Origin of the sequence: Halegenticoccus tardaugens, from assembly GCF_004116405.1 — an archaeon.
Lineage (GTDB): Archaea > Halobacteriota > Halobacteria > Halobacteriales > Haloferacaceae > Halegenticoccus > Halegenticoccus tardaugens.
The window spans coordinates 147,380-172,082 of the sequence record NZ_SDIC01000011.1; the positions used below are offsets into that span (position 1 = coordinate 147,380).

A 24,703-nucleotide genomic window follows, 5' to 3' on the forward strand; every position below is an offset into this window, starting at 1 on the left:
TGCGGTCGGCGGCGCGGCTGACGCCGCCGGCGACGCCGAGCACCGACCCGTAACGCTTCTGACCGTCGGCGGACAACGATCGTCGATGACCGGAGACGAGGTCGTCGTCGGCGACGACGACGCGACGCGGGCGGACGCCTTCGCCGTCCGCCGGGAGGTGTTCGTCGAGGAGCAGGGCGTGCCGGCGGACCTCGAATGGGACGACCACGACGAGCGCGCGGTCCACTTCGTCGCGTACGACGGCGGCCGGGCGGTCGGGGCCGCGCGCCTTCGCCGGTTCGCCGGATCCGAGGGGGGCTGCAAGAGCGGCGATTTCGGAACGGCCGACCGAGGCGACGTCGGGAAAGTCGAGCGCGTCGCGGTGCTCCCCGACGCGCGGGGCAGCGGCTGGGGCAGGCGGCTGATGGAGGCGGTCGAGCGAGCCGCCGCCGATCGCGGGGTCGCGGAACTGACGCTCAGCTCCCAGACCCACGCGGAGGCGTTCTACCGGCGGCTCGGCTACGAGACGGTGAGCGACGTGTTCCGCGAGGCGGGCATCCCGCACGTGAAGATGGTGAAATCGATCGAGGTGGTGGCGTGATCGTCGAGCCGTTCGGCGTCGACCGCCCAGTGATCGGCATGGTCCACCTCCCGGCGCTCTCGGGATCGCCGGGGTTCGAGGGCGACCGGGAGGCGATAAGAGAGCGCGCCGTCGCGGACGCCGAGGCGCTCGACGGGGGCGGCGTCGACGGCGTGCTGGTCGAGAACTTCGGGGACGCGCCCTTCCACCCGGACGACGTCCCGAAACACGTCGTCGCGTCGATGACGCGGTGCGTCGGCGCGGTCGCGGACGCGGTCGACGCGCCGGTCGGGGTGAACGTGCTTCGGAACGACGCCGAGGCCGCGCTGTCCGTCGCCGCGGCGACCGGAGCCGACTTCGTCCGGGTTAACGTCCACGCGGGAGCCCGCGTCACCGATCAGGGCGTGATCGAAGGGCGCGCCCACGAGACGGTGCGCCTCCGGGAGCGCCTCGACGCCGACGTGCGCGTCTTCGCCGACGTGGCGGTGAAACACTCCGCGCCGCTCGGCGAGCGCGGGATCGGCGAGGTCGTCGCCGAGACGGTCGACCGGGGCCTCGCGGACGGCGTGATCGCCTCCGGAACCGGAACGGGGCGCGCCGTCGACCGTGACCACCTCGCCGCCGTCGCCGCTGCGCGGGACGACCTCGACCGCCGCGTTCCGATCCTCGTCGGCAGCGGCGCGACGCCGGCGACCGTCGCGGACCTCCTGACCGTCGCGGACGGGGTCGTCGTCGGCACGGCGCTGAAGGAAGGAGGCGAGACGGCGAAACCGGTCGATCCCGACCGCGTGGCCGCCCTCGTCGACGCCGCGGACGAGGCGCGTCGGTGAGCGATGGGGCGGAGACGAAGGGGATTCAGCCGCCGAACTCCCGCTCCGCGAGTTCGGCCGCCTTGCGGATCGCGCCGACGGAACCGAGGTGACCCGCGCCGACGGTCGCCTTCATCGCCTTCGCCGCCGCGCCGGTGAGCACCGTCGGTCCGATCTGCGCCACCGCCCCGTCGCCGACGGAGACGATCCATCCGGGGACTTCGAAGCGGTAGGGTTCGAGGCGAGGTTCGAAGCCGCCGTCGCCCGTGCGGTCGTGCTCGACGAGGCGGACGAGGTTCGACGCGACCGTCCGGGCCTCGCGGACGGCCGCCGCGGCGCTCGCGGGCACCGGTTCGCCGTCGGCGTCGACGGCGCGGGCGGCGTCGCCGACGACGAACGTCGAGCGGTTCACCCGCAGGTCCCCCCGAACCGTCGGACGGTCGCCGCCCATCGCCGCCGGGCCGGCGATGCCGCCGGTCCAGACGAACTGGTCGTACGCGAGCGTCCCCGAGTCGAGTTCGAGTTCGTCGGCCGTCGCCCGCTCGACCGCGGTCCCCGTCCGTATCTCGACGCCGCGCGCGTCGAGTTCGTCGCGGACGGCGCGCTGGAAGTTGGCCGGGAAGGTCGGGGCCACCTCGTCGAACTGTTCGAGCAGGACGACGTCGACGCGCTCCTCTGTGCCCTCTTCGCGGGCGAGCGCGGCGAGCTCGCCGGCGACCTGCACCCCCGAGAGGCCCGCCCCGCCGACGACCGCCCGGCCGCCCGACGCGCACGCGTCGAGGAAGTCGGCGCGGATGCGCTCCGCGTGTTCGATCCGCTTCAGGGGCGTTCCGTACTCCTCGACACCCGGCAGGCCGTAGTAGTTCGTCTCCGCGCCCAGGCAGACGGCCGCGTAGTCGTACGTCAGCGTCTCGCCCGTATCGATGGCGATCGTCCCGGCGTCCGGATCGATTCGCTCGATCCGGGCGGTGACGACCTCGGCGCGCTCCAGCACGTCCGCGAGCGGGACCGTGATGACGTCCGCGATCGCCGGACGGCGGACGACCCGGTGGACCTCGTGTTGGACGAGGTGCGACGGGGATTCGTCGACGACGACGAGGTCGACCTCGGGAGGGAGGCGGTCTTCGAGGCGGCGGGCGAGCGTGAGACCGGCGTAACCGGCTCCGAGGACGGCGATTCGCATGGCGTCCCTAGGGACCGGACGCAAATGAGGGTGGGGGTGACGGAAGGGAGGTGGTGGAAGGAGGGTGACGGAAGGGAGGCGGTGGGACCGGTCGGCGGACGGGAAGCGAACGCGAGGCGGCCGGCGTCAGAACAGCGCCGCCGACTCGTCGAGGATCTCGGCGGGGCCGCCGACCCCCCACACCTCGGTCTCCACGCCGCAGTCCGCGACGGCGGCCTCGACCTCGTCCGCGTAGTCCGCGGTCGTGTTGACGTAGACGCTCGCGCCGGTGTCGGTGGAGAAGTACGCCGGCACGTCCCGCTCCGAGCGGAGGTCGCGGACCGCGTTGAAGATCGCGAGGGTGCGCGGCTGCCAGTACACCCAGCCGGCGGGGCCGGTCATCGTCGTCGCCGCGAGCGACAGCGAGTCGTGCTCGGCGAGTTCGAACGCGCGGTCGAAGTCCGCCGCGCGGAGCGCGTCGCGCATCTCGGCGATCTGGCCGTGAACGTGCGCCATCCGCGCCTGGAACATGTGGCTGTCGGCGGCCTCCGCGTGCGCCTGCTCCGTCTCCTTGTACGCCGGGACGAGCCCCGCGACGATCCGCACGTCGTCTTCGAGGTCGGTCTCGATGCGCTCGGAGCGGCAGTCGTGGTCGTTCAGTCCGGCGTAGAGGTGCGAGTACGCGCCCGTGACCGCACGGGCAGCCGACGAGGAGCCGCGGCGGGCGACCGTCGAGATCTCGGGCCGGGTGAGGTCGAGCCCCGCGGCGGCCGTGAGCGCCATCGCGGCCGCGGCGAAGCCGGACGACGAGGAGCCGAAGCCGACGTTCGACTGGAAGGAGTTCTCGCTCTCGAAGCGAACCGCGTGGTCGATCCCGGCGAGGTCGCGGACGTGCTCGACGACCGCCGCGATGCGCTCCGCGCCGCGTCCCGTCACCTTCTCGCCGTCGACCACGTACGAGTCCTCCCTCGCGTCGGATCGGAACTCGACGGTCGTGGTCGTGTTCGACGGGGCGGTGCAGACGCTGATGCTGTCGTGGTACGGGAGCCGAAGCTCCGGGTCGCGCATCCCGTGGTACTTGACGAGCCCCTGTATCGGGTGGGCCCGCGCGGTGGCCTTCATGCTTCGAATCCCGACTGGCGGGGGGTTAAGCGTCCCGGATCGGCCGGCGCTCGGACGCCGAACAGCCGCCGACCGACGATCGCCGCGACGGCCGTCCGGGTGAACAGATTTAACACTAAGTAATATCACTAGCTACTCGCATGCCGGGCACGCAACTTCAGCGGGCGCGCGACGGAGAAATCACGGCGGAGATGCGGCGCGTCACGGAGCGCGAAAACCGGGATCCGACGCTCGTCCGCGAGGCGATCGCGGACGGACGGGCGGTGATACCCGCGAATCGCGCGCACGACGCGCTCGATCCGATGATCATCGGCCGGGAGTTCGCCACGAAGGTCAACGCCAACATCGGCAACAGCGAGACGACGAGCGATCCGCAGGAAGAGCTTCGAAAGCTGCACGCTGCGGTTCACTACGGCGCCGACACGGTGATGGACCTGAGCACCGGCGGCGACCTCGACCGCATCCGCGAGGCGAACGTCGCCCGCTCGCCCGTACCGGTGGGGACGGTGCCGATCTACGAGGCGGTAAAGCGCGCCGGCGACGCGGCCTCGATCACCGGCGACCTGCTGCTCGACGTGATCGAAAAGCAGGCGCGGCAGGGGGTCGACTACCAGACGATCCACGCGGGGGTCCTGATGGAACACCTGCCCCTGACCGACGGGCGAAAGACGGGGATCGTCTCGCGCGGTGGGTCGATCCTCGCGCGGTGGATGGAGGAGCACGGGGCGCAGAACCCCCTTTACGCCCGATTCGAGGAGATCTGCGAGATCTTCGTCGAGCACGACGTGACGTTCAGCCTCGGCGACGGGCTTCGCCCGGGCTGTCTGGCGGACGCGAGCGACGCCGCGCAGTTCGCCGAACTGGAGACGCTGGGCGAACTGACGAGGATCGCGCGCGAGCGGGGCGCGCAGGTGATGGTCGAGGGGCCGGGGCACGTTCCCCTGAACGAGGTCGAGACGAACGTCGAACGCCAGCGGGAGGTGTGCGACGGCGCGCCCTTCTACCTCCTCGGGCCGCTCGTGACGGACGTCGCGCCGGGCTACGACCACATCACGAGCGCCATCGGCGCGGCCGAGGCGGCCCGCGCCGGTGCGGCGATGCTCTGTTACGTGACGCCGAAGGAGCACCTCGGCCTCCCCGACGAGGCGGACGTGCGCGACGGACTGGCCGCCTACCGCATCGCGGCGCACGCCGGCGACGTGGCGAGCGGACAGTCCGGCGCGCGCGACTGGGACGACGCGCTCTCGGAGGCCCGCTACGCCTTCGATTGGAACCGACAGTTCGATCTCGCGCTCGACCCGGAGCGCGCCCGCGACTACCACGACCGGACGCTGCCCGGCGACAACTACAAGGAGGCGCGCTTCTGTTCGATGTGCGGCGCGGCGTTCTGCTCGATGCGGATCGACCAGGACGCCAGAGCGGCGGGCGCGGACATGGACGCACTCGAGGAGACGACGGATCTCGGCGCGTCGGCGGCGGCCGAGGTGAACCTGCCACCGACCGGGACGCACGACACGAGTCGCGTGCCGGAGTCGGCCGACCTCGCGGCGGAGGTCGACGTCGCCGAGGAGGGCTCCGCCGACGACTGACCGGGTCGAGGCTCGGTTCCCGTCGTCTATCTTCCGTCCCCGTCTCCGCTACCCTACTCCCTACTCGTCCGATTCGCCCGTGGCGAGCGTGCGGAGGAGTGTCGAGACCATCCCGATCCGCTCGTCCTGCCCCTCGATCCCGTGTCGGTCAGCGAGGAACTCGGAATCGTTGTACGTCACGAGCACCTCGCCGTCTTCGTCCTCCCAGACGAGCAGTTTCTGCGGGAGGTCGATGCCAGCGGACTGGCTCTCCTGCATCAACGGCGTCCCGACTTCGGGGTTCCCGAACAGGAACAGCGTCGTCGGTCGTAGCTCCAGCCCGGCCGAGTCGGCGTTCGCGGCGTGGTCGATCGTCGCCACCGGGGTGAGGTCCTCGTTCGCCTCGATCGCCTCCTCGATCCGATCGACCGTCTCCTCGAAGCACTCGTCGCTCTCGACGGTCACGAGACCGACGCCGTCGAGGTCGCACTCGGCCGCCGATTCCTTCGCGTCGTTTTCGTCGCCCGAGGCGTCCGATCCGCCCGCGACGGCCGTTCCGGCGCCCGCGAGTCCGAGGGTGACGCCGGTGAGTTGCATGAACGTTCGTCTGTTCTCGCGCATGATTCGATCGGAGAGAACGTCCGCGCGGTGTAAGTAATGCGGCCGTTACAGCGCGTATTTCGCCCCTACCGTACGGCGCATCCGCCCTCTCCCCCACCGCGCGTTTCGACGCTCGTCTCAGCGGAGCCGTCGACCCCCGGCTCGAGTCGGTCTTGCGAAAGTCCGGTCAGTACTCGTAGAATCCCTTTCCGGTCTTCTTCCCGAGGTCGCCCGCGGCGACCTTCCGCTTCAGGAGGTAGGCCGGTTTGTACCGGTCGCCGAGCTCCTCGAACAGCGTCTCCGTCGCGTCGAGACAGATGTCCAGCCCGATGTGGTCCGCGAGTTCGAGCGGTCCCATCGGGACGTTCGTGCCGAGCGTCATCCCGGCGTCGATGTCCCCCTTCGCGGCGACGCCCTCGTCGTAGGCGCGGATCCCCTCGTTGATCCACGGCATCAGGATGCGGTTGGTGACGAACCCGGGCTTGTCGTCGGACACCCACGTCTCCTTGCCCAGTTTTTCGGAGAGATCGTGCGCCAAATCGACCACCTCGTCGTCGGTCTTCTCTCCGACGACCACCTCGACGCCCGTCATGATCGGCACGGGGTTCATAAAGTGCAGCCCGACGACGAGTTCGGGTCGATCGGTCGCGCTCGCGATCGTCGTGATCGAGAGCGTGCTCGTGTTCGTCGCGAGCACCACGTCCCCCTCCGCGATCCCGTCGAGGTCGGCGAAGACGTCTCGCTTCACCTCCATGTTCTCGACCGCCGCCTCCACGATCAGATCGCAGTCGGCGAGGTCGGAGAGGTCCGTCGTCCCCTCGACGCGCCCGCGGATCTCCTCCGCCTCCGTCTCCGACAGCCGGTCCTTCTCGACGAACCGCGAGAGGCTGTCGTCGATGCTCGAAAAGCCTCGGTCGAGAAAGTCGGCTTCGAGGTCGCGCATGACCACGTCGTAGCCCGCGGTCGCCGCCACCTGCGCGATCCCGTTGCCCATCGTCCCCGCACCGACCACGCCGATCCGCTCGATGCTGTCCAAACCACGCATGGGCGCGACTGCGCCCGGCGTCGTTGTAAGGATAGCGGACGGGGCGCGTCGACCGGGACCGCCGAAAATTAAAACAATATAACATATATGGAAAGTTTCAAGTCTCGGTGGGGGAACGTTCGAGTATCAGGAGGGTGTGATGAGCGAGGTGAGCGAGGAGATCGACGAGGTGGAGGCGATCGACGATCCGACGGACCTCCGATTCGTCGGGCCGGCGACCGCGACTGCGCTCGAATCGTCGAAGATAGACGCCGTCGGAATCGCCACGAAGCGCGTCTCGTACACCGAACTCGTCGACGCCGGCGTCAACCCCGGCGTCGCGGCGCGCATCCGCAGGGAGCACTCGCTGTCGTGGTCGTTCGAATCGTCCGGCGAGGACCTCGCGCGGCGGTCCTCGCAGATCCGCGGTCTGGACGCCGCCGAACGGGCGTGGGTCGCCGCCAGCGCCGGCGACTGGCGGGAGGACGATGACGCGAGCACCGCCTCGGAGCCCGCCGAAACCGACGGAAGCGGCGATCCGGCCGCCGCCGAGGCCACGTGGCGCGAACGGAGCAAGCCGACGCCCACCTCGGCGCTCGACGAGGTCGGCGACGACGACGCGACGCGCCTCTCGGAGGCGGGGATCACGTCGATCCGCGGCCTCGCGACCGCCGATCCGGAGCGCGTGGCGGACGTCCTCGAACTCGACGGTACGACGGTTCGGACGTGGCACGCCGCCGCCCGCGAGCGATACGATTGAGTCGCATTTTACTATCTGAGTAGTAATTTTCTTTCCTACTCGGATTCGCGTAAATACCTGATTGAAGCCTCCTGTCTCGAGATATCAGACATTCACGGTTTTACCCGTGGCCGCACCATTTATATAATTGGTTACCGGATTTCAGACCGAATGCTCCCACACGCCGACGATGCGATCACACGGGACGGGAAGGCGCTAATCCTCGCGTACGACCACGGGCTGGAGCACGGGCCGGTCGACTTCGAGCCGGTGCCGCAGACGATCGACCCCGAGACGGTGTTCGAGGTCGCGACGCACGACGCCGTGACGGCGCTCGCGGTGCAGAAGGGAGTCGCTGAGGGGTATTATCCCTCGTACGAGGACGACGTGACGCTCCTGGCGAAGCTCAACGGTACTTCGAACCTCTGGATGGGCGAGCCCGACAGCTCGGTCAACTGGTCGGTCGACTACGCCGCCGACATCGGCGCCGACGCCGTCGGCTTCACCGTCTACGGTGGGTCGAACAACGAAGTCGAGATGACGGAGGAGTTCCGGAAGGCGCACGAGGCCGCCCGCGCCAACGACATGGCGGTCGTCATGTGGTCCTACCCACGCGGTCAAGGACTGAAAAACGACACCAGCGCGGGAACGATCGCCTACGCTGCGCGGATGGGGCTCGAACTCGGTGCCGACATCACGAAGATCAAGTACCCCGGCTCCGGCGAGGCGATGGAGTGGGCCTGTCGGGCCGCCGCGGGGACGAAGGTCGTCATGAGCGGCGGATCGAAGGCGGACGATCGCGCGTTCCTCGAAACCGTCGAGACGGCGATGAACGCCGGAGCGTCGGGTCTCGCCGTCGGACGGAACGTCTTCCAGCGGGAGAATCCGACGGAGATCCTCGACGCGCTGGAGGCGGTGATCTTCGAGGACGCCACGGCCGACGAAGCGCTCGAAGGACTGTCCTCCGGGGGCGAAAAGACCGCGGACGCGGCGCTCGACTGATGGCCACGACCGTAAACCCTCCGAACGCGTCGGACGCCGATTCCGTCGACGAGATCGTCAGGGCCGTCGCGTCGCTCGCCCCGGAGATCCGCGCGTGTCTCCCAGGCCGTCGAGTCGAGCGCGGCGAGACGAATCCGAGCGGCGAGACGCAACTCGCCGCGGACGCTCACGCCGACGACCTTCTCCTGGAGGAGATCGGCGCGATCGACGACGTCGTCGAATACGCGAGCGAGGAGCGCGAATCGGTGCTCGACGTCGGAGACGGGACCGGGCTCTCCGTCGGCGTCGATCCGCTCGACGGCTCGTCGAACCTCAAGCCGAACAATACGATGGGAACGATCGTCGCCGTCTACGACGCGCCGCTGCCCGCGTCCGGGCGCGACCTCGTCGCGGCGGCGTACGTCCTCTACGGGCCGATCACCACGATGGCCGTCGCTCGAGACGGGCACGTCACAGAGTACGTCGTCGACGACGGGACGCTCGAAGCCGTCCGCGAGGAGGTCGAACTCCCCGCGGACCCGCTCGTGTACGGCTTCGGCGGGCGCGTTCCCGACTGGACGGACGAGTTCGCCGAGTACGCCCGCGAGGTCGAGAGCGACGAGCGCATGAAGCTCCGCTACGGCGGCGCGATGATCGGCGACATCAACCAGGTGCTCACTTACGGCGGCGTGTTCGCATACCCGACCCTCGAATCCGCGCCGGAGGGGAAGCTGCGCCTCCAGTTCGAGGGGAACCCCATCGGGTACATCATCGAGTGCGCCGGCGGCCGGTCGTCGGACGGCGAGCGGTCGCTGCTCGCGGTCGAGCCGACGGACCTCCACCAGCGCGTGCCGCTGTACGTCGGCAACGAAGGACTGATCGACCGCCTCGAATCGGCGCTGGCCTGAGCGACTTTTTGATTCCGGAGGACGTCGCGTCTCCGCAGTGGCGGACAGGCGGTGCCGGGAGATCGCGGGACGGTGCACCGCGCACCCGCCTCGGCCGCCCCGCGGCGCGTTTTCAGATCACGCTGTCGGTGGTCCCGTCCTCGAATAAGAATCTTCGGTCGCGACACGCCCGGTCCCACATGGAAAACCATTTGCAACCGTCGGACGCAGACCGCACCATGAAGGTCCGCATCGGCGAGGGTGCGAACGACGAGGAGGCAAGCGCCATCGCGACCGCGCTGGCGGAGCATCTCGGCGTCGACGTCGAGGTACACGTCGGGGACGCGGACGCGCCGGCGGCGACGGCGCGACCGCCGGCGATCGAGTACCCGCTCGACGACGACCTGGGGCCGACGGCGCGCGAAGAGGCGCTGCGGTCGGAGATCGAGGACATCCTTCAGGGAGGTCCCGAAAAGTACAGGGACCGTCTGCCGGAGCAGGGGAAGCTATTCGTCCGCGACCGCCTCGACCTGTGGTTCGGCGAGGACGGGGTGAAGTTCGAGGACGGCAAGTTCGCGGCGTTCGACGAGTGGCACCCCGACAGCCCCGAAGTGGCCGAGTACGACCCGGGCGATCGCCTCCCCGCCGACGGGATGATCACGGGCGCGGCCGAGTTCGAGGGGCGGGAGCTGCACTTCATGGCGAACGACTTCACCGTCAAGGCCGGCAGCATGGCCCGCCGGGGCGTCGAGAAGTTCCTCCGCATGCAAGAGCGCGCCCTGAAATCCGGCAAGCCGGTGCTGTACCTCATGGACTCGTCCGGCGGTCGCATCGACCAGCAGACGGGCTTTTTCGCCAACCGCGAGGGGATCGGCAAGTACTACTACAACCACTCGATGCTCTCCGGGCGCGTCCCGCAGATCTGCGTCCTCTACGGGCCGTGTATCGCCGGTGCGGCGTACACGCCCGTCTTCGCAGACTTCACGATCATGGTCGAGGGGATGAGCGCGATGGCCATCGCCAGCCCCCGGATGGTGAAGATGGTCACCGGCGAGGAGATCGACATGCGGGACCTCGGCGGTCCGGAGATCCACGCGCGGTATTCGGGCAGCGCCGACCTCGTCGCGCGCGACGAGGCGCACGCCCGCGACCTCGTGGCGCGACTTCTCGCCTACCTCCCCGACAAGGCGGGAGAGAAGCCGCCGCAGAGCGAGTCGAAGCCCCCGACGTACGCGCCCGCCGGCATCGACGAACTCATCCCCGAGTCGCCCAACCGGCCGTACGACGTGTTCGACCTGATAGAACGCGTCGCGGACGCCGAATCGGTGTTCGAACTCAGACCCGACTACGGGACGGAGATCGTCACCGCGTTCGTTCGCATCGACGGCCGACCCGTCGGCGTCGTCGCCAACCAGCCGACGGAGCGCTCGGGGGCGATCTTCCCGGACGCCGCGGAGAAAGCCGCGGAGTTCATCTGGACCTGCGACGCCTACGAGATCCCGCTTCTCTACCTCTGCGACACGCCGGGATTCATGGCCGGGTCGCAGGTGGAAAAGGACGCCATCCTCGAGAAGGGCAAGAAGTTCATCTACGCCACCTCGTCGGCGACGGTGCCGAAGCAGACGGTGATCGTCCGCAAGGCGTACGGCGCGGGCATCTACGCGATGGGCGGTCCCGCCTACGACCCCGAGAGCGTCATCGCGCTGCCGAGCGGCGAGATCGGCATCATGGGTCCCGAGGCCGCCATCAACGCAGTCTACGCGAACAAGCTCGCCGCCATCGACGATCCCGAGGCGCGCGCGGAGCGCGAGCGGGAGCTCCGCGAGGAGTACAGACAGGACATCGACGCCCACCGCATGGCGAGCGAGGTCGTCATCGACGAGGTCGTCCCCCCGAGTACGCTCCGCGAGGAGCTCGAAGCGCGCTTTGCGTTCTACGAGACGGTCGAAAAGTCCCTGCCGAACAAGAAACACGGCACCGTCCTCTAGCGATCGTCGATCGTCGCTCGAAGCACCTTAGGCGCCTGTTAAGCGCGCTTCCCGTGAGTTTTGGCAGTCGATAGTAATGGGCCTCGCGGCCCTCGGTCGGTCCGACGCGATCCGGAGGACGAAGGGATGTCACACTCGAACGATCGGCGTGGACGACTCGTCCCCGCGATCCGAACGCGCTGGGCCGCCTCGATCGGCGAGCTCTCTCGACGGGAGGCCGCCCTGTGGACGCTCGCGCTCGCCACGTTCTGGCTCGACATCGGCGTGACGACGGTCGGGCTCGATCGAGGGTTGGTCGAGTCGAATCCGATCGCGGTGGCGTCGATGGCCGCGATCGGTCCCGTCGCCGGACTGGTGGCGCTCAAAGGCGGATCGCTCGCGGTGGGCGTCGGCGGGTGGCTCGCTCTCCCCGCCCGTAGCCAGTGGATCGTTCCCGCGCTGCTTTCGGTGCCGTGGGGCGGCGCGGTCTGTCTCAACGTCGCGCGGCTCGTCGGTCTACTCTGACCGTCCGTCTCCGTCCTCTCTACAATCCCCGCGCAGCGCGGGTGTTTCGACCGCCGCGCGAACGTCCCTGATCGTCGCCAGAATCGCCCGCCACTGATCGATTCGGCCCGGGATCCCTCCGTCGTGCGGCGCACAGTTGGCGATCAGCTCCTCGACGCTTTGGGGGTCCCGTACGTCGAAGAATCGGACGTCGGAACCTCCGGCCACCTCCGCGACGACGGTTCCGTACCCGAAGAGCGACCCGCGAACCGACTGCCGGTAGGCCGTGTTCTGGATCCGGTCGCCGTTCACCCGCCGGACGGTTCGCCCGAGGACGCCGGTTTTGACCCAGAGCCCGCGCGACGTGACGACGAACTCGGTGTTCGTCACCCGAAGGAACGCCGCCGCCGGGGGGACGACGCCGAACGCGGCGAGCGCGACGGCGACGGGGTCGACGAGGATCGCCAGCCCCGTCGCCGTTGCGACGATCGCGAGACCGAAGACGACCGACGGGAGAATCCGGGCGACCCGCGGGCGGCCTCGCCAACGCACTTCTTCGCCCGTCCGGAGCCACAACCACGGTTCGGCTTTGTCGGCGCTCACGGTTCCCGTCCGTCGACGTTTCGGGGCGACTCGGCCGCCGCGGGGTCGACGTCGGGGTCCCCGTCGCCGTCGTCGGTCGCGGATCGCCCCGCCTCCAGCGCGAGCCTGATCGCCCGCAGTTCGGCGAGTATCTCGTCCAGAACCTCGGACGGGTCGTCACCGTCACCCGCTTTGGCCGTGCGGTCGGCGCGGGAACCGGTCCGCCGACCGATGAGTTCCTGTACCGCCGCCGGATCGGGAACGTTCCGGAAGCGCAACTCCACGCCGGCGCTTCCGGCGGTGCTGACGTCGACGTTACCGTACCCGAGGGCCGAGCCCAACGCCGTCTGGTTGTACGAGATGTTCTGGACCTTGTCGAACCCGACCGTCTGTACGTCGCGGGAGAGAATTCCCGTTTTCCGGTACAGCCCGGCCGTCGTGACGACGTAGTGGGTGTTTCGGTAGCTCAGGTACGCGGCGACGACGATGGGGATGCCGATCAGCACGAGCGAAAGGGGGATTCCGACCGCGAGTTCGGGGGCGAGGCTGTAGCGGTGCGGCGTGCTCGACCAGAGGATCTCCTCGTCTTCGTCGAGCGTCAGCCACTCGAACGAAGGATCTACGTCCATGCGATCGCCATCACAGGCGACCGATAAAACGCTTGGCTGGATGGCTCCGACGACGAAACCCAGTACGTCGACGCGATGGGTCCGTCGCTCCGCCGTCGGGGGTCGATCACTCGGGGCGTTTCAACGACAGCACCGTGCGGTCGAACTCGCAGACGAGGGCGTCGTCCTGGTTGAACGCCTCGACGTGCATCGTCACGATGCCGCGCTCGCCGTCGGAGGTTTCGCGCGTTTCGGTCACCGTCGAGCGCGCGCGGATCGTGTCGCCGTGGAACACCGGGTGGGGGTGCTCGACGCCGTCGTACGAGAGATTGGCGACGATGGTTCCGTCCGTCGTCTCGGGGATCGTCAGCCCGACGGCGAGGCTCATCGTGTACAGCCCGTTGACGAGCCGCTCGCCGAACCGCGTGTCGGCGGCGAACTCGGCGTCGAGGTGCAGCGGCTGCTGGTTCATCGTCATGTCGCAAAAGCGCTGGTTGTCGCTCTCGCTCACCGTCCGGCGCTTTTCGTGTTCGATCGTTTCGCCGACTTCGAACTCCTCGTAGTAGCGTCCCGCCATGTCCGCCACGTCGGAATCTCGGTGCAAAACCCTAGCGGTCGTGGCGGTCCGAATCCGTGCGCCGGTCGGCAAATACTGACACGACCAAAATAAATTAAAAATAATTATGTGCGTCGAGGACGCACCGTCCGACGGATGCCCCCGACGCGTCACCGACGGTTCGATCGACGGGGGCTTTCACCGACGCGACCGTGCGAAATCTTCGCATGGTCAGCCGCACGAGCTCTCACATGACGTCAGCAACAGCCACAGCATCCGAACGGGACGAATCGGAGGCGGAAACGGCGGTCGAAACGGCGCGACGACAGCTCGAACGCGCCGCCGCGCACCTCGACGTCGACCGCGGGGTGATCGAGCGCCTGAAACACCCCGACAAGGTCCACCAGGTGTCGATCCCGCTCCAGCGAGACGGTGGCGAGACGGCGGTCTACACCGGTTACCGCGCGCAGCACGACAGCGTCCGCGGACCGTTCAAGGGCGGCCTGCGGTACCACCCCGGCGTGAACGCGGAGGAGTGCATCGGCCTCGCGATGTGGATGACGTGGAAGTGCGCGGTGATGGACATCCCCTTCGGCGGCGGGAAGGGCGGGGTCGTGGTCGATCCCAAGGACCTAAGCGAAGGCGAAAAGGAGCGGCTCACGCGCCGCTTCGCGGAGGAACTTCGCGACGTCATCGGGCCGATGCGCGACATTCCGGCCCCGGACATGGGGACCGACCCGCAGGTGATGGCGTGGTTCATGGACGCCTACTCGATGCAGGAAGGCGAGACGATCCCGGGGGTCGTCACCGGTAAGCCGCCGGTCGTCGGCGGGAGCCACGGTCGCGAAGAGTCGCCGGGCCGGAGCGTCGGGATCGTCGCCCGCGAGGCGATCGAGTACTACGGCTGGGACGTGACCGAGACCACGGTCGCGGTGCAGGGGTTCGGGAGCGTCGGCGCGAACGCCGCGCGCTTCCTCGACGACCTCGGCGCGACGGTCGTGGCCGTCTCGGACGTGGACGGCGCGGTGTTCGACCTCGACGGGCTCGACACGCGGGATCTCGAAGGTCACGACGAACAGCCCGGCATGGTTTCCGGGTACGACGCGCCGGAGACGCTCTCGAACGAGGAACTGCTCCTGTTGGACGTGGACGTCCTGATCCCCGCCGCCGTGGGTAACGTCCTCACGGCGGCGAACGCCGGCGACGTGCGCGCGCGGATGGTCGTCGAGGGGGCGAACGGACCGACGACGACCGGCGCGGACGCGATCTTCGAAGAGCGCGGAATTCCGGTCGTCCCCGACATTTTGGCGAACGCAGGCGGCGTCACGGTCTCGTACTTCGAGTGGCTCCAGGACATCAACCGCCGGGCGTGGTCGCTGGAACGGGTCAACGAGGAGCTGGAGGCGGAGATGCTGAAGGCGTGGAACGCGGTGCGCGAGGAAGTAGAGACGAGGGGTGTGACGTGGCGCGACGCGGCGTACATCGTCGCGCTCTCGCGGGTCGCCGAAGCGCACGAAGCGCGCGGCCTGTGGCCGTAGAGCGGGTTGTACCGCGCGGAGGCCGCTGAAGGGGCGGGGGGCGGACAGGCGGCGCGGTCGAGACGCGAAACGGCGCGCCGCGCGACCGCAGCCCGTTCCGCGGCGGACGTCAGATCACGGGGCGTCTGGCCGCGCCATAGTATATAAACGTCCGCCGCCCTCGTACCGACTATGGCTCGCAGAAGCGTGCTGTTCTCGCCGGGCGATCGACCCGAACTGATGCGAAAAGCGCCCGAAACCGGCGCGGACGCGCTCGTGTTCGACCTCGAAGACGCGGTCGCGCCGCCGCGGAAGTCGGAGGCGCGCGGGTCCGTCCGCGACGTGCTCTCGGACCCGGCGTTCGATCCCGAGGCGGAAGTCTGCCTCCGCGTCAATCCCGGCGAGGCCGCGCGGGACGATCTCGCCGACGTGCTCGCGGCCGACTGTCGGCTCGACGCGGTGATGGTCCCGAAGGTCGCCTCGGCGGCGGACGTCGCGAAGGTCGACGACGTGCTCGCCTCGCACGGGTGGGAGCTCCCGATCTTCGCGCTGATCGAGAGCGCCGCCGGCGTGCTCGCGGCCGACGAGATCGCGCTCGCGGACGGGACCGACGCGCTCGTGTTCGGCGCGGAGGATCTCGCGGCCGACGTCGGTGCGACGCGGACCGAAGAGGGGACCGAGGTGTTGTACGCTCGCGAGCGAGTGGTGCTGGCGGCGAGCGTCGGCGGCGTCGACGCGATCGACACCGTCTACACCGATTTCGAAGACGGGGAGGGACTGGCCGCCGAAACGACGTTCGCGATCACGCTCGGCTACGACGGCAAACTGGCGATACACCCCGCGCAGGTCCCGGTGATCAACGACGCCTTCACGCCCGACCGCGAGCGCGTCGAGTGGGCGCGGAAGGTGCTCGCCGCCCGCGAGGAGGCCGACGAGTCGGGACGGGGCGTCTTCCGCGTCGAAGGGGAGATGATCGACGCGCCGCTCGTCGCGCAGGCGAAGCGCGTCGTCGAACGAGCCCGCGCGGCCGGCATGTTTAAGGAATATTAATTTTCAGGTATGGTAAGAATTCGGCATCCTTAACCGTCGTCCCGTCGGTGGCTGAAGCATGGCGGAGGAGGCCAACCCGTTCGAGAGTCTGCAACGGCAGTTAGACGACGCCGCGGCGTATCTCGACGTCTCGCCCGACGTGCTGGAGCGACTGAAGAACCCCGATCGCGTGCTGGAGGCGAACCTCTCGGTGGAGATGGACGACGGAACGATCGAGGTGTTCCGGGCGTACCGGTCGCAGTTCAACGGCGACCGCGGCCCGTACAAGGGCGGGATCCGGTACCACCCGAACGTCTCCCGCGACGAGGTGAAGGCGCTGTCGGGGTGGATGGTGTACAAGACCGCCATCGTCGACGTGCCCTTCGGCGGCGGCAAGGGCGGCATCGCGCTCGATCCGGACGACTACAGCGAGGCCGAACTCGAACGGATCACGCGCTCGTTCGCGAAGGAACTCCGGCCGTTCATCGGCGTGGACAGGGACATCCCCGCGCCGGACGTGAACACCGGCCAGCGCGAGATGAACTGGATCAAGGACACCTACGAGACGCTCGAAAACACGACCGCGCCGGGCGTCATCACCGGCAAGGCCCCCGACAGCGGCGGCAGCGCGGGTCGCGTCGAGGCGACCGGTCGCTCCACGATGCTCACGGCGCGCGAGGCGTTCGATTACCTCGGAAAGGAGATGGAGGGCGCGACGGTCGCGGTACAGGGCTACGGCAACGCCGGCTCGATCGCCGCCTTCCTCATCGAGGATCTCGGAGCGACGGTCGTCGCCGTCTCCGACTCGAGGGGTGCGGCGTACAACTCCGAAGGGCTCGACGCGCGCGCGGTGAAGTCCCACAAGAACGAGACGGGGAGCGTCACGGGCTATCCGAACGCCGAGGACGAGATCTCGAACGAGGACCTCCTGACGCTCGACGTCGACCTGCTCGTCCCCGCGGCGCTCGAAAACGCCATCGACGGCGACCTCGCGGAGGAGGTCCGGGCCGACGTGATCGTCGAAGCCGCCAACGGACCGCTCACGCCGGAGGCCGACGACGTCCTCACCGCCCGAGACGTGTCCGTGTTCCCCGACATCCTCGCGAACGCGGGCGGGGTCACCGTCTCGTACTTCGAGTGGGTGCAGAACCGCCAGCGGTTCTACTGGTCGGAAGAGCGCGTCAACGACGAACTGGAACGGATCGTCGTCGACGCGTTCGCGGATCTCATCGCGGCGTACGAGACGAAGAATCTGCCGAACTTCCGCACCGCGGCGTACGTCGTCGCCGTCGAACGGGTGCTCAAGGCGTACGAGCAGGGCGGCACCTGGCCGTAGGATCGGGACGCGGCCGCAGGGCGGGAGAGCGCGTCGAGTTCGACGGCGGGGAATGACCACGTTCGTGTATAACTCTGGGAGGGAGGCACCCGGGACATTCAAGCCCCTGCACCGTCCCCTCACAGGTGATGCGTCAGGACCACCTCATCTCCGCACACCAGCTCGCGCGGGAGGACATCGAGGCGGTGCTCGACCGCGCGTCCGAGATCGCCGAGAACACGGCGGCGTTCCGGGAGCGCCACGCCGGGACGGTGCTCGCCCTCTGCTTTTTCGAGCCGAGCACGCGCACGAAGATGAGCTTCGACGCGGCGATGAAGCGCCTCGGCGGCGACACGGTCGACATGGGCACGGTCGAATCCTCATCCGTGAAGAAGGGTGAAACCCTCGCCGACACCGTTCGGGTCATCTCCGGCTACGCCGACGGGATCGTGCTCCGTCACCCCAGCGAGGGGGCGGCGAAGATGGCCGCCGAGTTCGTCGACGTGCCGCTCGTGAACGCCGGTGACGGCGCGGGCCAGCACCCGACGCAGACGCTCCTCGACCTCTTTACGATCCGCGAGAGTCACGGCCTCGACGACCTCACGATCGGCGTCATGGGCGATCTGAAGTACGGTCGGACCGTCCACTCGCTGGCGCACGCGCTCACGAACTTCGACGCGCGGCAACACTTCGTCAGCCCAGAGAGCCTCCGACTCCCGCGGAGCGTCAGATTCGACCTCCACGAGGCGGGCGCGCAGGTCCGAGAGCACGAGGAACTCGGCGAGATCCTGCCGGAACTCGACGTGCTCTACGTGACTCGAATCCAGCGCGAGCGCTTCCCCGACGAAAACGAGTACCGCGCCGTCGCGGGCGAGTACCGGATCGACGCCGACACCCTCGGCGCGGCGGCGGACGACCTGACGGTGATGCACCCGCTGCCGCGCGTCGACGAGATCGACCCCGCGGTCGACGCGACCGACCACGCGCGATACTTCGAACAGGCGCACAACGGCGTCCCCGTGCGAATGGCCCTGCTCGACCAGCTACTATGAGCGACCACCAACTCCGCGTCAGCAAGATCCGAAACGGCACCGTCATCGACCACGTCACCGGCGGGCAGGCGCTGAACGTGCTCGCGATCCTCGGCATCGACGGGAGCGCGGGCGAGAGCGTCAGCGTCGGGATGAACGTCCCGAGCGACAGGCTCGGCCGCAAGGACATCGTCAAGGTGGAGGACCGCGAGCTCAGCCAGTCGGAGGTGGACGTGCTCTCGCTCATCGCGCCCGAGGCGACGATCAACATCATTCGCGAGTACGACGTCGCGGAGAAGCTCCGGGTCGAACGACCCGACCTCGTGACCGGGGTGCTGTCGTGTCCGAACCACAACTGCATCACGAACGCGAACGAGCCGGTCGAGTCGAAGTTCGAGGTCGTCTCCGCGGGCGGCGACGCGTCCGAGCGGCGGTTCGACGGCGTCCGCTGCGCCTACTGCGGGACGATCCTCCGACGGAATCTCGCGGCGCACATCGACGCCGCCTGACGCCCGCGGCGACGCGACGGGTCGATCGGATCGGTTCGCGGACGGAGGAAACCGATTTGTGGAAGGCCGCCGTACGATTCGACATGTCCAGAAGGGCGAAATTCGTCCTGTTCGCCGCGCTGATCGTCGCGCTCTCCGTCTTCGTCGGCGTCGCGGGCGGGCCCGAGTCGACCGACGTCGACGGATAACCCGGTGTCGCCGACGGCGCACGCTGACGACGGAGAACGTATGTCGTCACCGACGGTGCACGCCGACGACGGATGACGCGATGTCGTCGCCGACGGCGCTCGTTTCGCAGTCTACGCCTTCGATGGCGCTCCGGTTTCCGTCGGCGGGACGACGCCGAGCTGTCGCATCATCCCGAGCATGTCCCAGCACGCGTACGTCTCGACGATCCGTCCGTCGTCGACGCGGTGGATGACGATCCCTTCGACCTCGACCCGCTCGCCCGTGGGCTCGACGCTCATGAACTCGCCGTCGTGCGTCCCGCGCTCTCTCGCCCGGACGACGACGGCGCCGTCGGCGACCAACATCTCGTCGATCGTCACCTCCATGCCGGAGAACGCGCGTCGGGCGTCCGTGATGAACGCCTCGAACGCCTCCGGACCGCGCATGACCTCGTCCGATCCCGCCTCGCGTCGGACGTACTCCGGCGCGAGGATCTCGTCGACGGCGGTGAAGTCGCCCTCGTTCACGAGCTCGTCGAAGAATCGACGAACCACGGCCATCTCGGCTCCCTCGTTCGTGTCTACTGTCGCCACGTCCGTTCACCCGTTCGCTAGTACGCCACCGTCGAGATAGACGGTATCGTATGACACGATGACGGACGGTCCTCCGGTACCGAACGATCTCTCGGTACCGGACGGTCGCCCGATTCCGAGCGATCGGGGCCGACGACCGCACGCCGTCGAGGCGGACGAGACGGACTCCCGCTTCGAAAACGCGGCGGGAGCGAACGACTTACCCGCCGCGCTTTCGAAGGGTGGACCATGTACGGGGTCGTCACGCGAAACGCGAAGGAGGTCGACTGGTCGGAGTTCGACCGCGCGTTCTACGAGGTGAAGGACGTCACCGGACGGGCCGCCGCGCCGCTTTCGGACGCGGTCAACATGATCTCCTGTTTCGGGGACAACGCCGCCGCGAACGGCGACCCCGAACTGGTCCCCGTGAATCCGGACGGCGAACTCGCCACCCGCGACCGGACGTACTTCGACTGGGCGTACATCTGCCCGACGAACGAGAAGTACCGCGCGGGGCTTCTGGAGATCGTCGACGACTGCGCCGCCGAAAATGAGGACGTCCGGCTCGACGACGTGGGCTTCCCGCGCGAGGAGTACTGCCACTGCGAGCGGTGCGCCCGCCTCTTCGCGGAGAGCGACTACGACGACCGGTTCGAGTGGCGCGCGTCGGTCATCACCGAGTTCGTCGCCGAGGCGACCGCCCGGATCCCGGGGCGGACGTACCTGACGCTCTACCCGGACCCGTATCCGGGTCACCTCTACCGGCGGGCGGGCCTCGACCTCGACGCCCTCGCCGAGCACGTCGACGAGTTCGTCGTCCCCCTCTACGACACCCACTACGGGACGACCTACTGGCTCGAAACCATCGCCCGGGGGTTCAACAGCGCCCTCGATTGGTCCCCGGAGGACCCGGAGCGCGGCACCCCCTTCTCCGTCGAACTGTACGCCGTGAACGTCGACGTCGACGACCTCGTCCACGCGACGGAGGTCGCCGAGGCGTACGCGAAGGACGTGCTCTTCGGCTACGACGCGAGCAACGCGGCCGCCGCGATCCGCCGCAAACGGGCGGACGAGAGAGAGGGCGTCACGCACGGGCGCGACGAGGACTGATCACCGGCCGAGCGACGAGGATCGACCGACTACCCGAGGGGCCCGTACGAGAGCGCCCAGACGGCGACGATTCCGAGGATCGTCACGAGGATCGCGACGGCGAAGAGCCCGTACAACAGCCGCCGTTGACCGCGGGTGGGCTTTGCCATGGAGACGCAAGGGTTCGCACGGGCTTAGTCTGCGCGGCTGGCTGACACTACCCTCCGAAGCCGGCGGACCGGCCCGCGATCCCCCTTCCGGAACCGGACGCCGCGCCGAAAACGCTTTGCCGGGTTGTGCGCATTGTTCGCACATGGCCACCGAAGCCGACGCCGAGCGTCTCTCGCGGTGTCTCAAGTGCGGCTACGCCGCGCCGGCCGGCGGTGACGAGTGGGACCACGTCGTCTCCCCGCCGCTCGGGCGGTTGACCCGCTGTCCCGAGTGCGGCTCGACGAACGTGCTGAGCGGCCGGTGAGCCGTCCGCGGCGGTCGCGCTCGTCGTCGACGGCGGTCGTACGCCGTCGCCCGCACTCGCGGGGGCGCTCTCACTGCGCCACGAGCGCGCCGTCGACGGCGAGCGGTTGACCCGTGACGCAACCACTTTCACGCCGGTCGCCGGAATGTGTCCATGGAACGAACGATGTCGGACGACGCGCCGCGTCGCGTCGTCGTCGACACCGACACGGCGGGCGACGACGCGCAGGCGATTTTGATGGCCGTCCTCTCGGATCGGCTCGACGTGGACGGCCTCACGATCGTCGCCGGCAACGTCGAGTTCGACTACGAGGTCGAAAACGCGAAGTACGCGCTCGATCTCGCCGGCGCGGCGGGCGACGTGCCGGTCCACGAGGGCGCGCGAAGTCCGCTCCTGAAAGATCACGAGCACGCGGACTACGTCCACGGCGAGGGCGGCCTCGGCGGCGACCTGTTCCCCGACACCGGAATCCCTTCGGCCGACGAGCACGCCGTCGACTACATCCTCCGGACGGTCCGCGAGGATCCCGGCGAGGTGTCGCTCCTCTGCATCGGTCCCCTGACGAACGTGGCGATGGCGCTCCAGCGCGAGCCGGACCTGAACGACTACGTCGACGAGGTGTGGGCGATGGGCGGCGCGGTCCACGCGCCGGGCAACGTCACCCCCGCGGCGGAGTTCAACTTCTGGGTCGACCCCGACGCCGCGAAGCTCGTCCTCCGGGAACTGGACGTGACCCTCGTCGACTGGGGGCTGTCGCTCTCGGCGTCGGTGATCGACGGCGAGGCGTTCGACCGCTTCGCCGACGCGGACACCCCCTACGCGGACTTCGTTCGGACGATCTCGGAGCCCGTCCGGGAGTTCACCCGCGAGGAGCAGGGGATCGACGGCGCGACCCAGCCCGACTCGCTTACCGTCGCGCTGGCGATGGCCCCCGAACTCCGCGAATCGGTCGGGACCTACCACGCCGACGTGGACGAGCGCGAGGGTCTCACCCGCGGCCACAGCGTCGTCGACACGACCGGCGTCACCGACCGACCGGCGCGGACGCGCGTCGTCGAGGCGGCGGACGCGGCGCTGTTCGAGGAGATGTTCGCCGGGATGGTAGAGGCGGGCGATCCCGAGCGGCCGCTGTAGACCCATCCGCTCAGTATCGCGAATCGGTTTGCGTCGAATTGAAGAGGTACCTGTCGGTATTCGAAATCAATATGACCACACGTCCGGAGGAGGGATGAGCGACGATCTCCCGACGGCGGAAGAAATAATCGATACGCACGTTTTCATAGAGGAAGAGTACGAGCTGAAGTTCCGTGGAGCGCGTGTCGCAGCCCCTCAGCTGAAATTGAAACGGCTACTCCGTGACATCTCGGACGACGATGACACGGAAGATATCTATCTGCGCGCGGCGGCGCTACTCCGTCATATCATCACGGCCCACTACTTTGAAGATGGCAACAAGCGGACGGCGTGGCTGACGGCGCGTGAGTACCTCGAACGGCACGGAGAGATTCCGGCCGAACGCGGCGAACTAGCGCACCGCGTGTTGAAAAACGTTCGACGGTTCGACGTCGATGAACTCGCTGAGTGGTTACAATCAGGCGAAATCGACGAAAAACGACTTACTCCATGACGAGCGATGTACCACGCGAAGATTCAAGGGGGACGGCAAACTACAAAGAGCCGATGAGTAAGCGCGCCCGCGAACGCCACGATTCGGATCTCAAGAAGCACCGTTCGCGGATCGAACGGCTTGCAGAAGAAGATCGAGAGCTACTCGACGCGCTGCACGAGTGACCGGGAAACCAAACACCACTGCGACCGCGGGAATCCAATCGACTCCGGTTGGCACGGTTCATCACGGACAGAAGGTCCGTTTTCGTCCGCGCCGGAACGGTCGACGCGCGGTATTTTAAGCTTGGCCGACGTGTTCGAGGCATGGGTACGCTCGGTTCGGTCGAGGAATTTTCTCGCACTCTCGTGGTGTTCTTCGCGTACGTCGTCGCCGCGCAAGCGCTCCAGCCCGCGATCTCGTCGCTGTCGTTGCGCGCAGGAATCGCGCTCCTCGCGACGCTTCTCTTGGTCGCGCTGGCGGACGCGATCCCGTCCCTGCTGCGCGGGGAGACGCCGCGGTTCGACGAGGGGAGTTACGTCCACGCAGCGAGAGGGTTCTTCGCGCTCGCGGCGTTCGTCCTCCTCGCCGCCGTCGTCGCCGACTGGCTTCGCGGGAGCTTCGCGGTGCAGGAGTGGCTCGTCACGGTGATCTCCGCGCTCGTCGCCGGCGTCGGCGTGTTCGGCGGGCTCGTCGCGTATTACCGGCGGAGAACCGTGCGCTCTCGGTCGACCGAAGAGATCGGCTCGTAGGCGACTCCGAAACCCGGCTCACTCCAGCGCTTCGATCGGTTCCCCGTTTCCGAACGCCGGCTCCGGTCCGTCCGTCGGCGCGGCCCACTCGACGGCGTTCGCGAGCACTTGCCTGATCTCCTCCTGGTAGTAGATCGGGTACGTCTCGTGGCCCGGTCGGAAGTAGAAGATCCGGCCCGACCCGCGGGTGTAACAACAGCCCGATCGGAACACCTCGCCGCCCTCGAACCAGCTCGCGAACACGAGTGTCTCGGGCGCGGGGACGTCGAAGCGCTCGCCGTACATCTCCGCCTCGGACACCTCGAAGCGCTCGTCCAGCCCCTCGGCGATGGGGTGGCCGGGTTCCACGACCCACACCCGCTCGCGCTCGCCCGCCTCGCGCCACTTCAGCGCGCACGTCGTCCCCATGAGCCGCTTGAAGATCTTCGAGTAGTGGCCCGAGTGGAGCACGAGGAGCCCCATGCCGTCGAGGACGCGCTCGCGAACCCGCTCTACGACCTCGTCGGACACCTCGTCGTGCGCGCGGTGGCCCCACCACGTCAACACGTCCGTCTCGTCGAGCACCGACTCGGGCAGGCCGTGCTCCGGCTCGTCGAGCGTCGCCGTCCGCGTCTCGAAGCCGTACTCCCCCAGCCCCTCGGCGATCGCCGCGTGGATCCCCTCCGGGTAGATCTCGGCGACGGCCTCGTTCTCCCGTTCGTGTCGGTACTCGTTCCAGATGGTGACGCGCGTCATCACCGGTCGGTCGTCGGGGGGCCACAAGTAGCCACCGCCACGCCGCGGGCCGTCATCCGAGGCGCGACGGGAGGGCGATCCCCGCCGACGTCTCGCCGTTCGCCTTCCTACGCCCCCGTCGTCGGCTCGCGTTCTTGCAGTTCGAACTTCTGGACTTTGCCGGTGGTGGTGCGCGGGAGTTCGTCGACGAACTCGATCTCGCGGGGGTGTTTGTACTCGGCGAGGTTCGAGAGGCAG

Annotated in this window: 28 protein-coding genes; 18 read left to right on the plus strand and 10 right to left on the minus strand. The window is 68.4% G+C overall.

Annotated features, from left to right (window positions below):
* Positions 1-85 precede the first annotated feature (85 nt).
* A complete protein-coding gene (locus C3L37_RS23055; RefSeq protein WP_129116880.1) occupies positions 86-580 on the plus strand; it encodes a GNAT family N-acetyltransferase in 495 nt (164 codons plus the stop codon).
* Entirely contained in the window at positions 577-1,389 is an 813-nt protein-coding gene (locus tag C3L37_RS23060; protein ID WP_267195359.1) for a BtpA/SgcQ family protein, read from the plus strand. Before C3L37_RS23055 ends, C3L37_RS23060 begins: the two co-directional genes overlap by 4 nt.
* Positions 1,390-1,414: 25 nt before the next feature.
* On the opposite strand, the gene C3L37_RS23065 is transcribed toward C3L37_RS23060, so the two are convergent.
* Both C3L37_RS23065 and mvaD read right to left on the minus strand, forming a co-directional pair.
* Entirely contained in the window at positions 1,415-2,551 is a 1,137-nt protein-coding gene (locus C3L37_RS23065) for an NAD(P)/FAD-dependent oxidoreductase (protein WP_129116881.1), read from the minus strand.
* Between the two features lie 126 nt (positions 2,552-2,677).
* Positions 2,678-3,652, minus strand: a complete 975-nt coding sequence (gene mvaD, locus C3L37_RS23070) for a phosphomevalonate decarboxylase MvaD (RefSeq protein WP_129116882.1) — start codon at positions 3,650-3,652, stop codon at positions 2,678-2,680.
* 140 nt (positions 3,653-3,792) lie between these two features.
* On the opposite strand from mvaD, the gene thiC reads away from it, so the two are divergent.
* Complete coding sequence (gene thiC / locus C3L37_RS23075; protein ID WP_129116883.1) at positions 3,793-5,241, plus strand: phosphomethylpyrimidine synthase ThiC; 1,449 nt, start codon at positions 3,793-3,795, stop codon at positions 5,239-5,241.
* Between the two features lie 60 nt (positions 5,242-5,301).
* On the opposite strand, the gene C3L37_RS23080 is transcribed toward thiC, so the two are convergent.
* Positions 5,302-5,841: a DUF302 domain-containing protein gene (locus C3L37_RS23080; protein WP_228546443.1), complete on the minus strand. Its 540-nt coding sequence runs from the start codon at positions 5,839-5,841 to the stop codon at positions 5,302-5,304.
* 166 nt (positions 5,842-6,007) lie between these two features.
* Complete coding sequence (locus C3L37_RS23085) at positions 6,008-6,865, minus strand: 3-hydroxyacyl-CoA dehydrogenase family protein (RefSeq protein ID WP_129116884.1); 858 nt, start codon at positions 6,863-6,865, stop codon at positions 6,008-6,010.
* A gap of 139 nt (positions 6,866-7,004) precedes the next feature.
* Here C3L37_RS23085 and C3L37_RS23090 point away from each other — a divergent pair, with 139 nt between their 5' ends.
* From C3L37_RS23090 to C3L37_RS23110, 5 genes are all read left to right on the plus strand, one after another.
* Positions 7,005-7,604, plus strand: coding sequence for a DUF7409 domain-containing protein (locus C3L37_RS23090; protein WP_129116885.1), 600 nt, complete (start codon positions 7,005-7,007; stop codon positions 7,602-7,604).
* Between the two features lie 150 nt (positions 7,605-7,754).
* On the plus strand, positions 7,755-8,585 hold the full coding sequence (locus C3L37_RS23095) for a class I fructose-bisphosphate aldolase (protein ID WP_129116886.1): 831 nt from the start codon (positions 7,755-7,757) through the stop codon (positions 8,583-8,585).
* Positions 8,585-9,472: a class 1 fructose-bisphosphatase gene (locus tag C3L37_RS23100; RefSeq protein WP_129116887.1), complete on the plus strand. Its 888-nt coding sequence runs from the start codon at positions 8,585-8,587 to the stop codon at positions 9,470-9,472. Before C3L37_RS23095 ends, C3L37_RS23100 begins: the two co-directional genes overlap by 1 nt.
* A 218-nt stretch (positions 9,473-9,690) precedes the next feature.
* A complete protein-coding gene (locus C3L37_RS23105; RefSeq protein ID WP_129116888.1) occupies positions 9,691-11,439 on the plus strand; it encodes an acyl-CoA carboxylase subunit beta in 1,749 nt (582 codons plus the stop codon).
* Positions 11,440-11,565: 126 nt separating this feature from the next.
* Positions 11,566-11,943 (plus strand): hypothetical protein, encoded by a 378-nt coding sequence (locus tag C3L37_RS23110; RefSeq protein ID WP_129116889.1) that lies wholly within the window; start codon positions 11,566-11,568, stop codon positions 11,941-11,943.
* Here C3L37_RS23110 and C3L37_RS23115 read toward each other — a convergent pair.
* From C3L37_RS23115 to C3L37_RS23125, 3 genes are all read right to left on the minus strand, one after another.
* On the minus strand, positions 11,935-12,525 hold the full coding sequence (locus tag C3L37_RS23115) for a PH domain-containing protein (protein ID WP_164974854.1): 591 nt from the start codon (positions 12,523-12,525) through the stop codon (positions 11,935-11,937). The two genes, C3L37_RS23110 and C3L37_RS23115, sit on opposite strands and share 9 nt — an antisense overlap.
* Positions 12,522-13,133 carry a PH domain-containing protein gene (locus C3L37_RS23120; RefSeq protein WP_129116891.1) on the minus strand — a complete coding sequence of 204 codons (612 nt, stop codon included), beginning with the start codon at positions 13,131-13,133 and terminating at the stop codon, positions 12,522-12,524. The genes C3L37_RS23115 and C3L37_RS23120 overlap by 4 nt, the downstream gene beginning before the upstream one ends.
* 106 nt (positions 13,134-13,239) lie before the next feature.
* A complete protein-coding gene (locus C3L37_RS23125; RefSeq protein ID WP_323740478.1) occupies positions 13,240-13,743 on the minus strand; it encodes a MaoC family dehydratase in 504 nt (167 codons plus the stop codon).
* A 176-nt stretch (positions 13,744-13,919) separates the two neighbouring features.
* Between C3L37_RS23125 and gdhB the strand changes: the two genes are divergently transcribed.
* The 5 genes from gdhB (at position 13,920) to pyrI (ending at position 19,069) form a co-directional block, all read left to right on the plus strand.
* Positions 13,920-15,206, plus strand: a complete 1,287-nt coding sequence (gdhB, locus tag C3L37_RS23130; protein ID WP_129116893.1) for a glutamate dehydrogenase GdhB — start codon at positions 13,920-13,922, stop codon at positions 15,204-15,206.
* A gap of 171 nt (positions 15,207-15,377) precedes the next feature.
* Positions 15,378-16,235, plus strand: coding sequence for an HpcH/HpaI aldolase/citrate lyase family protein (locus tag C3L37_RS23135; RefSeq protein WP_129116894.1), 858 nt, complete (start codon positions 15,378-15,380; stop codon positions 16,233-16,235).
* A gap of 58 nt (positions 16,236-16,293) precedes the next feature.
* Entirely contained in the window at positions 16,294-17,550 is a 1,257-nt protein-coding gene (locus C3L37_RS23140; RefSeq protein WP_129116895.1) for a Glu/Leu/Phe/Val family dehydrogenase, read from the plus strand.
* A gap of 128 nt (positions 17,551-17,678) precedes the next feature.
* Positions 17,679-18,581, plus strand: a complete 903-nt coding sequence (gene pyrB, locus C3L37_RS23145; protein ID WP_129116896.1) for an aspartate carbamoyltransferase — start codon at positions 17,679-17,681, stop codon at positions 18,579-18,581.
* A complete protein-coding gene (pyrI, locus tag C3L37_RS23150; protein ID WP_129116897.1) occupies positions 18,578-19,069 on the plus strand; it encodes an aspartate carbamoyltransferase regulatory subunit in 492 nt (163 codons plus the stop codon). The genes pyrB and pyrI overlap by 4 nt, the downstream gene beginning before the upstream one ends.
* A 299-nt stretch (positions 19,070-19,368) precedes the next feature.
* Here the strand turns inward: pyrI and C3L37_RS23155 are convergent, their stop codons facing one another.
* Complete coding sequence (locus C3L37_RS23155; RefSeq protein ID WP_129116898.1) at positions 19,369-19,830, minus strand: ester cyclase; 462 nt, start codon at positions 19,828-19,830, stop codon at positions 19,369-19,371.
* A 228-nt stretch (positions 19,831-20,058) separates the two neighbouring features.
* On the opposite strand from C3L37_RS23155, the gene C3L37_RS23160 reads away from it, so the two are divergent.
* The 5 genes from C3L37_RS23160 (at position 20,059) to C3L37_RS23175 (ending at position 23,731) form a co-directional block, all read left to right on the plus strand.
* Entirely contained in the window at positions 20,059-20,919 is an 861-nt protein-coding gene (locus C3L37_RS23160; RefSeq protein WP_129116899.1) for a hypothetical protein, read from the plus strand.
* Between the two features lie 292 nt (positions 20,920-21,211).
* On the plus strand, positions 21,212-21,373 hold the full coding sequence (locus C3L37_RS24635) for a hypothetical protein (protein WP_164974855.1): 162 nt from the start codon (positions 21,212-21,214) through the stop codon (positions 21,371-21,373).
* Positions 21,374-21,526: 153 nt separating this feature from the next.
* Positions 21,527-22,507 (plus strand): nucleoside hydrolase, encoded by a 981-nt coding sequence (locus C3L37_RS23165; RefSeq protein WP_228546444.1) that lies wholly within the window; start codon positions 21,527-21,529, stop codon positions 22,505-22,507.
* A 94-nt stretch (positions 22,508-22,601) separates the two neighbouring features.
* Entirely contained in the window at positions 22,602-23,000 is a 399-nt protein-coding gene (locus C3L37_RS23170) for a Fic family protein (protein ID WP_129116900.1), read from the plus strand.
* A gap of 305 nt (positions 23,001-23,305) precedes the next feature.
* Positions 23,306-23,731, plus strand: coding sequence for a hypothetical protein (locus C3L37_RS23175; RefSeq protein WP_129116901.1), 426 nt, complete (start codon positions 23,306-23,308; stop codon positions 23,729-23,731).
* Positions 23,732-23,749: 18 nt separating this feature from the next.
* Here C3L37_RS23175 and C3L37_RS23180 read toward each other — a convergent pair whose 3' ends face one another.
* Complete coding sequence (locus tag C3L37_RS23180) at positions 23,750-24,466, minus strand: ThuA domain-containing protein (protein WP_129116902.1); 717 nt, start codon at positions 24,464-24,466, stop codon at positions 23,750-23,752.
* Positions 24,467-24,573: 107 nt separating this feature from the next.
* The coding region (locus tag C3L37_RS25955; protein WP_146333969.1) for an AMP-binding enzyme at positions 24,574-24,703 on the minus strand (130 nt) is incomplete at its 5' end.